This is a genomic window from Acidobacteriota bacterium (assembly GCA_028875575.1).
GTDB lineage: Bacteria > Acidobacteriota > Terriglobia > Versatilivoradales > Versatilivoraceae > Versatilivorator.
In genome coordinates this window covers 1-12,705 of the sequence record JAPPDF010000082.1, presented here as the reverse complement: position 1 = coordinate 12,705, position 12,705 = coordinate 1, and the positions used below count along the sequence as shown (strand labels likewise).

Annotated in this window: 7 protein-coding genes; 5 read left to right on the top strand and 2 right to left on the bottom strand. The window is 66.6% G+C overall.

Features of this window, described 5'->3' with window-relative positions; translation table 11 throughout:
• Window positions 1-64: 64 nt before the first annotated feature.
• A complete protein-coding gene (locus tag OXI69_12815) occupies window positions 65-2,632 on the bottom strand; it encodes a PSD1 and planctomycete cytochrome C domain-containing protein (GenBank protein ID MDE2667024.1) in 2,568 nt (855 codons plus the stop codon).
• 129 nt (window positions 2,633-2,761) lie between these two features.
• Between OXI69_12815 and OXI69_12810 the strand changes: the two genes are divergently transcribed.
• The 3 genes from OXI69_12810 to OXI69_12800 all read left to right on the top strand — a co-directional run bounded on the left by OXI69_12810 (window position 2,762) and on the right by OXI69_12800 (window position 6,872).
• Window positions 2,762-4,024 (top strand): serine hydrolase, encoded by a 1,263-nt coding sequence (locus tag OXI69_12810; GenBank protein MDE2667023.1) that lies wholly within the window; start codon window positions 2,762-2,764, stop codon window positions 4,022-4,024.
• A gap of 666 nt (window positions 4,025-4,690) precedes the next feature.
• Window positions 4,691-5,929, top strand: a complete 1,239-nt coding sequence (locus OXI69_12805) for a twin-arginine translocation signal domain-containing protein (protein ID MDE2667022.1) — start codon at window positions 4,691-4,693, stop codon at window positions 5,927-5,929.
• Between the two features lies 1 nt (window position 5,930).
• Complete coding sequence (locus OXI69_12800; GenBank protein ID MDE2667021.1) at window positions 5,931-6,872, top strand: SMP-30/gluconolactonase/LRE family protein; 942 nt, start codon at window positions 5,931-5,933, stop codon at window positions 6,870-6,872.
• A 10-nt stretch (window positions 6,873-6,882) separates the two neighbouring features.
• Here the strand turns inward: OXI69_12800 and OXI69_12795 are convergent, their stop codons facing one another.
• Window positions 6,883-7,704: an amidohydrolase family protein gene (locus OXI69_12795; protein MDE2667020.1), complete on the bottom strand. Its 822-nt coding sequence runs from the start codon at window positions 7,702-7,704 to the stop codon at window positions 6,883-6,885.
• Window positions 7,705-8,678: 974 nt separating this feature from the next.
• Between OXI69_12795 and OXI69_12790 the strand changes: the two genes are divergently transcribed.
• Complete coding sequence (locus OXI69_12790; protein ID MDE2667019.1) at window positions 8,679-10,844, top strand: hydantoinase/oxoprolinase family protein; 2,166 nt, start codon at window positions 8,679-8,681, stop codon at window positions 10,842-10,844.
• Window positions 10,841-12,574: a hydantoinase B/oxoprolinase family protein gene (locus tag OXI69_12785; GenBank protein MDE2667018.1), complete on the top strand. Its 1,734-nt coding sequence runs from the start codon at window positions 10,841-10,843 to the stop codon at window positions 12,572-12,574. The genes OXI69_12790 and OXI69_12785 overlap by 4 nt, the downstream gene beginning before the upstream one ends.
• Window positions 12,575-12,705: the final 131 nt, after the last annotated feature.

The window sequence follows — 12,705 nt, the reverse complement described above, 5'->3', positions numbered from 1 at the left end:
ATTCCGATTGATAATTGAGAGTGGGACCCTTAATTGTGCCCCAGATCCACCATTTCCAATAGATTTAATCCAGATAGATAAACTCGTTCAAATTCAGCGCCACCAGGCAGAACAGCTCCAGAGCCTTGTCCTGGCCGGTCCGATGGTCTTGCCGCAGCGACTCCATCAACTCCAGCCCGCGGGTCACCTCCCCGCCGGTCGGCGGCCGCTGCAGCACCCGGTTGAGGGCCACCCGGACCTGGGCGGCCGGGGCGCTCCCCCCCTCTTCCCTGACGAAGCCGGCCAGCACCCGGGCCTGCCGATTCATGAACTCGCCGTTAAGGGTGTGCAGTGCCTGGGTGGGCTGAGTGGTGGAGAAACGCACCGGGCAAGTGGCGTCGGGGTCGGCGCCGTCGAAGGCCGCGATGAGCGGCACGATCAGGGAACGCTTGGTGTGAATGTAGATGCTCCTGCGGGTCAGGTCCTGCGGCGTGGAGTTCCCCCAGTTCTGACCCGGTACCGATTGGCCGGCCAGAACCTCATCGGGAATGACCGGATAGATGCTGGGGCCGGTCATGGTCAGGTTGAGGCTGCCGTTGACCGCCAGCACCGAGTCTCGAATCTCCTCGGCCGCCAGGCGCCGCATATCGAACTGCCACAACAGTCGGTTCTCGGGGTCGCGGGCCAGTGCCTTCTCCCGAGAATTGGACGCCATTCGATAGGCGCTGGACAACAAAATCATCCGGTGGATCGGCTTCAGGTGCCAGCCGCCCTGGACCCATTCCACCGCCAGCCAGTCCAGCAGCCCTGGATGGGTGGGGGCAGCTCCCCGAAAACCGAAGTCGTTGGGCGTCCGCACCAGGCCCCGACCGAAATGGAATTGCCAGACCCGGTTGATCATGACCCGAGCCGTGAGGGGATTGTCGGGACTGGCAATCCAGCGGGCCAGCGCCAGGCGCCGCCCCGAGGTCTTTCCGTTGCCGGGGGCCGGTTCGAGCTGTGGCCGAGGAGGCGAGAGGACCGAAGGGAAGCCCGGCTCCACCCGCTCTCCCCTGCCCCGATAGCTGCCTCGGGCCAGAACGAAGGTTTCCCGGGGCGCGGGACCCACCTCGGTCACGCACAGGGCCTGCAAATCCTGCTTGGCTGCGGCCTTCCTCATCCACTCCAGGCGTTTTCCGTATTCGGCATACCGCTCGAGCTGAACATCGCTCACCAGCCTGGGCACGCGCCTGGCCAGGATGCCCGCCCGGTTTGCTTCTTCGCGGAAGGCTTCCTTCTCCTCGTCGGTCAGGTCCTCGGCGACCAGCTTCTCGATCTTCTCCAGCTCGCGCAGGAGAGGGGCTGACTGTTGCCGGAATTGCTGCCCTCTCCACCTGGATTCCAGGCGCCTGCGAGGTTTGCGCGGTGGGCCGATGTCGCAAAGCGAGGCCTCGGCCACCGTCTCGGGCTTGCGCACCCCGTAGCGCTTCATTCCGTGAAAAAACGCCAGAAAGCGATAGTAGTCGCGCTGGGGAAGCGGGTCCAGCTTGTGGTCGTGGCAGCGGGCGCAATTGAGCGTCAGGCCCAGGAACACCTGGCTGGTGGTGGTGACGACATCGTCCAGGTCCTCGTAGAGCTCCTGCACCGGGTCCACCGGCTCGTCCTGCCAGAGTCCCAGGCGATAGAAGCCGGTGGCGATGATGTTTTCGGGGGCGGCCGGTTCCAGCTCGTCGCCCGCCAACTGTTCCAGGATGAATCGGTCGTAGGGCTTGTCCTCGCTGAAGGCTCGGATGACGTAGTCGCGGTAGCGCCACACCAGCGGCTTGGGACCGTCCCGCTCGTAGCTGTTGGACTCGGCATAGCGGACCAGGTCGAGCCAGTGCCTGGCCCAGCGCTCGCCGTACTGCGGTGAGGCCAGCAGCCGTTCCACCACCCTGGCGAAGGCACCCGGGGAGGAGTCGGACAGGAAGGCCTCCACCTCGTCCGGAGTGGGCGGCAAGCCGGTCAGGTCGTAGTAGGCGCGGCGCAACAGCACCCGCTTGCCGGCAGGTGGAGCCGGTTCCAAGCCGGCGGCTTCCAACCTGGCCAGCACGAAGGCGTCGATGGGAGTCCGGACCCAGTCCTCCCGCTCCACCTGAGGGATCTCGGGGCGCCGGGGCGGCCGGAAGGACCAGAAATTCCGGCCCTCTTCCACCCGGGGCGATCTGCCGTTCTCCTCGAGTCCCGAGGGGGCCGGCCTCTCTTCCTGTCCGGCAAACTCCGGCGGCTGCCGCCGCTCTTCCGGCCAGGGCGCTCCCTGTTCCACCCACCGGGTCAGCACGGCCACCTGCTCCGGCGGCAAGGGCCCGCCGGGCGGCATCTTGGGACCGGCATACTGGATGGCCCGAATCAGCAGGCTGGAGGCCGGATTCTCGGGATCGACGGCGGGGCCCCGCCGGCCACCCTGCAGAATGGCGTCCCGGCTGGTCAGGCGCAGTCCCGCCTGGACGGTAGGCTGACCGCCGTGACAGCCGAAACATCGGGTCTCCAGGATGGGCCTGACCTGTTGTTGAAAGAAGGCCGCTGGCTCTTCCCGCGGCTGCTCAGCCCGACTCCACTGGGACCCGGCCGGCACCAGCAGCGCCAGCAGCCCCAAGGCCCGGCAAAGGAGCAAGGTCGGCACGGCGGGTCTCATCGAATTTCCGCTGTATCTTCGGTGGGGATCCTGGGATAGGATACACCTCTCTACCGCAAAAGGAAACCGCCGGGCGGTGGCAGCCGCGTCCGCCAGCCCGGCCCGCAATTCACCCTCGCAGGAGCGGCCATGAACACCCGACGGCGCCCCTTTCACACCAGGCGGCAAGTGTTGACCGCCGGCGCCCTGGGCCTGGCGGGCATGAGCCAGGCCTCCCTCTCCAGCGGCCGGCCCGCCCCGGAGGGAGCTTCCACCACCCCACCTTCCGGAATCCGTTCAGGCGCCGCCCCCGTTCTGCGACCCGGAGAGGCGGCCGCGGTGGGAATGTCGGCGTCGCGCCTCCGACGGATCGCAGCCCGCCTGCGGGAGGAGACCTCCCGGGGCGGCGTGGGATCGGCCTCCATCCTGGTGGCCCGCCACGGCAGGGTGGTCCTCCACCAGGGATTCGGAAGGCTGAACCGGGACCCCGGGGCTCCCGCCACCCAGCCGGATACGGTCTACATTGTGGCCTCCATCAGCAAGCCGGTGAGCGTCTGCGGGCTTATGCTGCTGGTGGACGAGGGCGAGGTGGCGCTCGCCGACCGGGTGCAGCGTTACCTGCCCGAGTTTCAAGGCAGACTCAAGGAAGGGGTCCTGGTCGGCCACCTGCTCTCCCACACCTCCGGCCTGCCCGACATGGTGCCGGAAAACACCCAACTGCGCCGGGCGCATGCGCCGCTCAGCCAATTCGTGGCAGCGGCTTTGCGCACACCGCTGCTGTTCGAACCAGGCACCCGGTTTTCCTACCAGAGCATGGGAACCCTGCTGGCCGCCGAGATCGCCGAGCGGGTCTCGGGCATGCGCCTGAGAGACCTGCTGCGGTCCAGGATCTTCCAGCCGCTGGGCATGCGGCATACCATGCTGGGCCTGGAGGGCCTGAGGGTCGAAGAGACGGCCATCTTCCAGGAAGACCGGGACAGCGAAGATTCCAGGCGCTGGGGGCCCAACTCCCCCTACTGGCGGGCCATGGGCCACCCCTGGGGCGGCCTCCACGCAAGTACCGGCGACCTGGGAGCCCTGCTGCAGACCCTTCTGAACGGCGGCCGCTACGGAGAGGCGCGCATCTTCTCGCCGGCCACCTCCGCGGCCATGACCCGCGACCAGAACGGCGACCTGGGGGCTCCCTGGGGATACGGATGGGCGCTGCGGGACTCTCCGGTGTGGAACTACTTCGGAGACCTGGGAACCGCCGGCACCTTCGGGCATGTGGGCATCACCGGCACCGTGGCCTGGGCCGACCCCGGGCGCCAACTGATCTGCGTCCTGCTGAGCACCCGCACGGCCGCCCATGAGGAGGGCTTCCTGCTCAAGAGCGTCTCCAACATGGTGCATGCGGCGGTTATTGGGAGGTGAGGCACGTGTCGAGAGGTCGAGTTGGAAAAGAGTTATCCACGAAGTTGCACGAAGGGTGACGAAGACACACTAAGAACGACCAGAATGTACGCAAAGGGGAGTAGGGGACGTTGTTGAATTACTGGAATAGCTGGTTGAGAGCGCGTAGGGAGAGTTATTGAATTAATGGAATTCGGGAGCAGCCGATCCAAGTTATTCCAGTAATTCAACAACGTCCCCTGCGCTGCCCGCTTTCTTGTGGAGGCATGCTTCGCGGGACGGGTGCTTCCTATTCGCCGCATTCGCGGCTAGGTTGGCGCGGAACCCAGACGACCCCGGGCTGCCGCCTCCGCAGCCCAGAGGACGCCGCCTTCGCTGCCAAACGCGACTCATCCCAGGCGCCTCCTGGCTCGCCCAGCAGGCGACCCTGAGCCGCAGCTTCGCAGCTCTATAAGGATGGCCTGTAGCCGGCGTTTGCGTGGCCAACCCACGTCAACCGCAGCTGCGCAGCTCCCCTCTAACCCACAACACTGCAAGGGGAAACGTGCTTGTCTATTGGAATAATTCTCCGGAAGGCAGTCCGGAGATTCCAGTCGAACCGGAGGGGGTAAACGCGGCGCCCCGAGAGTGATGTCATGTCCCTTCGTAGATAACTCGTTTATCCGTGCTCTTCATGGAGATACCAGAATGATCGCAATGGACCGGAGGGGATTTCTCAAGCTGGCCGGGTCGGCGGTGGCGGCTGCCGCGGCGCCCTGGCCGCTGCCGGCAAGGGCCTCGGCGCCCGGGAAAATCGCCGCCCTGGCGACAACCTACCACGTCCGCTCCCACGCCGACAACTTCATCACCCGTTTCCTGGAAGGCTACTGGATCAACGACCGCTACTACCCCCCTCCCTGCCGGGTGGCCTCGCTCTACGTGGAGCAGGAGCACCCCGCCGACATCGGCAACCGCCTGGCCCGAAGCTGGGGGATGGCCCGCTACCCGACCATCCGGGAGGCACTCACTCTTGGCGGCGACACGCTGGCCGTGGACGGCGTCCTGCTGATCGCCGAGCACGGCGACTACCCCACCAACGTCAAGAACCAGAAGCTCTACCCCCGCTACCAATACATGGAGGAGATCGTGAAGGTCTTCCGCCACTCGGGCCGTGCCGTCCCGGTCTTCAACGACAAGCAGCTCTCCTACGACTGGGACCAGTCCAGGCAGATGTACGACTGGTCCAGGGAGCTGGGATTTCCGTTCATGGCGGGCTCCTCGGTATCGGTCACCTTCCGCCGGCCCGAACTGGACTTTCCTTTGGAGACCCCATTGGAGGAGGCCATGGCCGTGGGCGGGGGCTGGGTGGCCGACGGCGGGCTGTTCCACCTGCTGGAGACCCTGCAGTGCTTTGCCGAACGCCGCAAGGGCGGAGAGACGGGGGTGAAGGCGGTGCAGTTGCTGGCCGACGATGCCGTGTGGAAGGCGGCCGACGAAGGACGGTTCAGCCGGGGCCTGCTTGAGGCCGCACTCTCGCGCGGAGCCAGGGTGATGCCGGGTTCGGTGGAGGCGACGGCCCCACAACCGGTGGCCTGCCTGGTGGAGTACAATGACGGCTTTCGCGGCAGCGCCCTGGCCCTGGGCGGCAAGGCAGCGGAGTACCTGGCCGCGGTCCGGATCGAGGGTCAGGTGGAACCCCGGTCCACCCTGTGCTACATCCCTATCGAGAACTCCAACAACTTCAGTCCGCTGGTGGATTCGATCGGGCGCATGTTCACCCGGGGAACCCTGGATTACCCGGTGGAGCGCACCCTGCTGACCAGCGGGGCCCTCTCCTTCCTGATGGAGTCCTGGCACCGCGGCCAGGCCCGCATCGAGACGCCGATGCTGAACATCGCCTACCGAGCACCGGAGGCCTCCTACTATGCCCGCGGCCGGGGGTCCTGAGATGAGAGCTCCGGGAATCTACGCCAACCACACCCAACTCTTCGACCTGGTGGGGCGCAGAGCCCCCATCCTGAAAGTGGCGGGCGGTTTCGGGCGGCTGACCGGGCCGCTCTTCAGCCGCATCGGCTATCTGCTGTTTAGCGATACCCGCGGCGGCAGGATCTGCCTGTGGATCAATCCTCCCCCCTGGTCAGAGGGATCCGTGAGCGGCAGGCTCACCACCTATCGTGTCTGCTCCGGTGAGCCCCAGGGGATCACCTTCGACCACCAGGGAAGACTACTGATGTGCGAAAGGAACCCAGGCAGGGTGGTTCGCCTGGAAAAGGACGGAAGCACTACCGTGTTGGCCGAATACTCCCGCGGCCGTCCCTTGGGCGCTCCCGACGACCTGGTCTACAACATCGACGGCAGCATCTACTTCAGCGCCACCCCCGCTCCCGAGAGCTTCCGCGTCCGCCCCCCGGGAGACCGGCAGGAGGTTGACTCCATGCCCCGGCCGGCCGTCTACCGCATCCCCCGATCCCAGATCCCCGGCCCCATCCGGCTGGAACGGGCCTCCGGGGAATGCGGCCGGCCCACCGGCGTGGCCCTGGGGCCCAAGCAGAACCGGCTCTACGTGGCCGATGCCCGCCAGCGGAACATTCGAGCCCATCCCATCCGGGACGACGGAACCCTGGACCAGGGCCAGGTCTTCGCCGAGTTTCCCTCGAAGGACCCCGGAACCCCGGGCGGCCTCAAGACCGACGAGCAGGGCCACCTCTACGCCTGCGGTCCGGGCGGTCTGTGGGTCTTCTCCCCCGATGGCTCCCACCTGGGCACCATCGTCACCCCCGAGCCCCCAACCAACTGCGGTTGGGGCCCAGGCTTCCGGGGGCTCTACATCACCACCGGGACGTCTCTCTATTTCGTGGGAACCAGGGTATCGGGGACCCGAACCTATTGAGGGGCGGTGCTCACTTCCAGTAGAGGCGGGAGGCGTTTCCACCCATGATGGCCCACACCTCTTCACCGGAAAGAAAGGGAGCCAGGCGCTCCAGCCACTTCAAGGCCCTGAGGTAGCCGGACTTCAGCAGCACGTGGGGAAAATCGCTCCCCCAGATCAGCCGGCCCGGACCGAACTGATCGTAGAGAACCCGCAGCAGCTCGGCGCAGTCCCGGTGGGGATAGGGCTGGCGCGAGCAGTAGTAGGCCCCTGAAACCTTCACCCGGACGTTAGGGAGATCGGCCAGGCTGAGCAGCGGTCGATAGACAGCCGTCCTGGGGCCTGCCCCGACCGGCGGGTGGGCCATGTGGTCGATGATGACCCGCACGTGCGGAAACCGCCGGGCCATGGCCGCCACCGCGGGCAGGTGGGTGAAGCCCGTCAGCAGGTTCACCACCACCCCCAGCCGTCCGGCAGCCTTCCACAGTTCAAAGGTGGAGGGATGCCCGAAGACCTCGCCCTCCTCGGGCACCTCGGGGCGAAGCCTCAGCCCCTTGCACCCCCTCTCGCCGGCCCAGTACTCCAGCCGATCGGCCGCATCCGGCTTGCGGGGATCCACCACGCACACCGCCTTGTACCGGTCGGGCTGGCCCGCGGCGGCGTCGGCCACGTAGCTGTTGTCCTCACCGGGATAGAGCGGCTGCACCAGCACTCCCCGGTTCACCCCGTACTCATCCATGTACTGGGCAAACAGTTCCAGGGGCACGTCGCACTGGGGGCTGACGGTGGTGGCCCCCGGGTCGGGAAAGTCGGGCGCCGGCTTCCATACGTGCAGGTGAGCATCCACGATCATGCCGGCCTCCGGTTCGACTCATCGAGTGGGGAAGAAAATTCTATGGGACATCGTTGGCGGAGGCAAGTGAGATAAGGCGACAAAACCGCTAATTTGGGATAGGAGCGCCCCATGGGCTGACGCCCACGGCTACCTATTGTCGCCACATTCACGGCTGTCAAGGAATTCGGCTCATGCAGCGTATTTGCAGATGAGTAACGGGCTTGCGTTCGAGTTGGGTTTGCCGGTGTTTGCTGCTGCCGCATTCGCGGCTCTACTCCCGTAGGGGACGCCCGCGTTTCCCCTATGTGACGTTTTCCAATGGCTCCCCCCGGGCTCCTGCCCGGGGCATCATTCCAAATAGAAAAGCACGTTTCCTCTTGCAGTGTTGTGGGCTCGGGGAGAGCTGCGAATGCTGCGGTTGACGTGGGTTACCCGGCGAGACGCACCTACGGGCCATCCTTATAGAGCTGCGTAGCTGCGGCTCAGGGTCGCCTGCGGGGTGAGCCAGGAGGAGCCCGGGAGGCGTCGAGCTTGGCAGCGACGGCGGAGTCCTCTGGGCAACGGAGGCGGCAGCCCGGGGTCGTATGGGTTCAGCACCAACCCAGCCGCGAATGCGGCGCATGGAAAGCACCCGTTCGGGAACGCACTACTTCCCCAAACAAACGACGCCCCACGTCACACCTACCCGCAGTCGTCGCATCGACGGCGAATGAGAAGCACCCTCCCGGTACGCACAGCGTTTCCAAAACGACGCCCCACGCACCGTTGACCTCCATCACGCAGCGCCGCATCAACCCCCTCCGGTTCGACTGCGGGCGGAAACTCCTATCTGACGATCTCGCCGACTCCGTCCCCCCCACCGGTTCGACTGCGGGCGGGGCCCTTGTCTCACCGACTCCCCCTCAAGGGGGGAGTGATTGAGTTCTACTGGGAACCTTATGCAGGCCTCAAGTATCACTTCCTGTTGACGCTCCTCGGGCGGCTTCCTTAAGATGGGTGGCTTCGCCCCGGCCGGAGACCTGCCGGGGCCGCCAGCTTCCATGCGCATCGGCATCGACATCGGCGGGACCTTCACCGACATCGTGTGCGTCACGCCCGACGGGTCCCTGCTGGTGCGCAAGGTTCCCTCCACCCCCGACGATTACAGCCGATCGGTGCTGGAATGCCTGCCCGGCCTCTTCGCGGAGGCGGGGTCGGGACCGGGCCAGGTCCAGGAAGTCATCCACGGGACCACCGTGGCCACCAACGCCCTGCTGCAGGGCAGCGGAGCCCGTACCGCCCTGATCACCACCCAGGGGTTTCGGGACGTGCTGGAACTGCGGCGCATCCGCATGCCCGAGCTCTACAACTGGGACTGGGACAAGCCGCCCGACCTGGTCCCCCGGCGCCTGCGCCGGGAAGTCCCCGAACGGGTGGACGCCCGGGGCACGGTCAACCATCCCCTGGATTGCCGCCAGGCCGAGCAGGTGATCGACGAGATCGCCGCCGCCGGCATCGAGTCGCTGGCCGTCTGCCTGATCAACTCCTACGCCAATCCAGAGCACGAGGAAAAGCTGGCCGACCTGATCCGGCGAAAACATCCCGACCTGCCGCTCAGTCTTTCCAGCCGAATCCTGCGGGAGGTCCGGGAGTACGAGCGCACCGCCACCACGGTGGTCAACGCATACGTGCTTCCGATCGTGCAGCGCTATGTTCAGTCCCTGCAAGCGGCCTTCGCCAGGCTGGGCATGGGGGCTCCCCTGCTCATCATGCAGTCCAACGGAGGCGTGATGACGGCGGAGGCCTGCCGGCGGCAACCCGTCTACATCATCGAGTCGGGACCGGCGGCCGGGGTGATCGCCTCCCAGGAGTTGGCCAGGCGCATGAACCTGGGCAACGTCATCACCTTCGACATGGGGGGCACCACCGCCAAGGCCTCCATCATCGAAGAGGGAGCCTTGCAGATCGCCGCCGAGTACGAGGTAGGCTCTTCGCTCTCCAGCGTCAGCCGCCTGATCAAGGGCGGCGGGCACCTGATCCGGATTCCGGCCATCGACGTGGCCGAAGTGGGCGCCGGGGGAGGCAGCATTGCCTGGTTGGACGCCGGCGGAGCCCTCAACATCGGGCCGCGCAGCGCCGGGTCGTCACCGGGGCCGGTCTGCTACGACCAGGGGGGAAGCGAGGCCACCATCACCGACGCCAACCTGCTGCTGGGCTACATCAACCCCGAGGGGCTGGTGGGCGGCGGCCTTCCCCTCAACCGCCACAAGGCCGAGCAGGCCCTGTCGGAACAGATTGCCCGGCCCCTGGGCCTGGATCTGATCCAGGCCGCCTACGGGGTGCACCTGTTGGCCAACTCCACCATGATTCGGGCGGTGCGAGCCGTTTCCACCGAGCGCGGCCGCGACCTGAGGGAGGCCGTCCTGTTCGCCTTCGGCGGCAGCGGTCCCATCCACGCCTGCGGCATGGCGGGGTCGCTGGAGATGAGCCAGGCGGTGGTCCCCCTTCACCCCGGACTCTTCAGCGCCTTCGGGCTGCTGTCGGCCGACATCGAGCACCATCGAGTCCAAACCTGCTATCAGGACTCCCGCACCGCCGACCTGGAACGGCTCAACCGGCTCATGGAGCGCATGGAGTCCGAAGTGAGGCGGCTACTGGAGGAAGAGGGCTTCGCTCCCGGCGAGATCCGAATCCTGCGCAAAGCCGACCTGCGCTATTCCGGCCAGTCCTTCGAGCTGTCCCTGCCCCTTCCCGAGGGCCCCCTGGACGCCGGCGCCATCCGCCACCTGGAACAGGCCTTCGACGAGGAGCACCAGAGGACCTACGGGCATCGAGCCCGTCCGGGGGAGGCCTATACGCTGGTCAACCTGCGCCTGATCGGACAGGTGGCTCAGCGGCGCAGCCTGCTGGGCGACGGGACGCCCGCCGGCGCAGCCCGCGCCGCCCACTCCTCCCGCAGGGCCTACTTCGGTCCCGACCAGGGGTGGATGGAGTGCCCGCTGCTGGCCAGAGCCGACCTGGAGAACCCACGCCAGGGCCCCCTGCTGCTCGACGAGTTCGACACCACCATCGTGGTCCCTCCCGGCTGGCGGGCCCGGACCGACGGCGCCGGCAACCTGTCGCTAAGGCTGTCCGAACCCTCCAGCGAGGGGAACCGACCCGGAAAGGCCATCCCATGACCGCTCAATGCGATTCCAGGGTCGACCCCATCACCCTGGGCCTGATCCGAAACTATCTCAGCAGCGTCGCCGACGAAATGGCCAACACTGTCATCCGGACGGCCTACTCCACCGTGATCCGAGACTGCATGGACTTCTCCACCGCCCTGTGTGACCGCGAGGGGAGGATGATCTCCCAGGGGGTCACCATCCCCTTCCAGTTGGGATCCATTCCCTTTGCCCTGGAGTCAACTCTGAACAAGTACCGGGGCCGGGTCCGACCCGGGGACGTGTTCATCATGAACGATCCCTTCGACGGCGGCATCCACCTGCCCGACATTTTCATTTTTCAACCCGTCTTCCAGCGGGAGGCCCTGGTGGGATTCTCGGCGGTGGTGGCCCACCACCTGGACGTCGGCGGGCGGGTGCCGGGCAGCGCCGCCTGCGACAACACCGAGATCTTTCAGGAAGGCCTGCGCCTGCCGCCTCTGAAGCTCTACGAGGAAGGCCGCCCCTCGGAAAGCATCTTTCAGATCCTGGAGAAGAACGTGCGGGTCCCCGTAATGACCCTGGGAGACATCCGGGCCAAGCTGTCGGCCTGCAAAACCGGCGAAAAGGGCCTGCTCAAGCTGGTGGAGCGTTACGGGTCCGAGGTACTGGACCGCTACTACGAAGAGCTGCTGGACCTGACCGAGAGGGTGGTGCGGGCCGAGATCCGTTCCTGGCCGGACGGGGAGTACAGGTTCGAGGACTACCTGGACAACGACGGGGTGGACGCCGGCACCATCCCGCTCAAGGTGAAGCTCAGCGTGCGAGGGGACTCCCTGGAAATCGACTTCACCGGAAGCAGCCCCCAGGTAAAGGGCGGCATCAACTCGCCCTTCCCCTTCACCGTCTCCTGCTGCGGGTATGCGGTGCGCTCCATGATGCGGGCCGACATCCCCAACACCTCGGGCTTCTTCCGCCCCCTGGAGGTCATCGCCCCGGAGGCTTCCATCCTGAACCCGGTCATGCCGGCCGCCTCCAGCATGCGGGGCGTAGTGGGCTTCCGCCTGTCGGACGCCCTGTTCGGCGCCCTGGCCCAGGTGCTGCCCGACCGGGTGCCGGCCGCGGGCGAGGGGGCCCACTCCCTCATCCTGATCGGCGGTTATCAAAAGGGGCGGGACCCCTTCGTCATGTTCGACCTGGTGGCCGGAACCTGGGGCGCCCGCCCCGACAAGGACGCCAACGACGGCTTGACCAACCCCGGAGCCGTCATCTCCAACATCCCGGCCGAGCTGATGGAGCTGGAATACCCGGTGCGGCTGGAACAGTACGCGCTGGCGACCGACAGCGGAGGGGCCGGCCGCTACCGGGGTGGCCTGGCCGTGGTCCGGGACTGGCGCTACATGGGGGATGAACCGGCCAACCTGACCATACGCTCCGACCGCAGGGAGCATCTGCCCTATGGCCTCTACGGAGGGCAACCCGGAACGGGATCCATGAGCATCCTGAATCCGGGGCGGGAGGACCAGCGCACCCTGCCTACCATGGTGACCGAGACCATGCAGCCGGGCGAGCTCATCCGCCACATCCAGCCCGGAGGCGGCGGCTGGGGAGACCCCATGACCCGGGACCCGGAAGCCGTCCGCCGGGACGTCCTGGACGGCAAGGTGTCCGCGGAGGCGGCCCGGGAGTCCTATGGGGTGGTTCTGCGTCCCGAAAGCCTGGAGGTTGATTGGGAGGCGACGAGGCAGCGGCGGGGGGGATAAAGAGAGTTATCAACGGAACGTCGCGTCCACCCCCCTCCGCATCAGCCTTCGCCTAGCGGTCGCAGCTTTGCGGCGCCGCGTATGCCCCCCTCCGCATCAGCCTTCGCCTGCGGCTCGGCTTCTGCGACTCC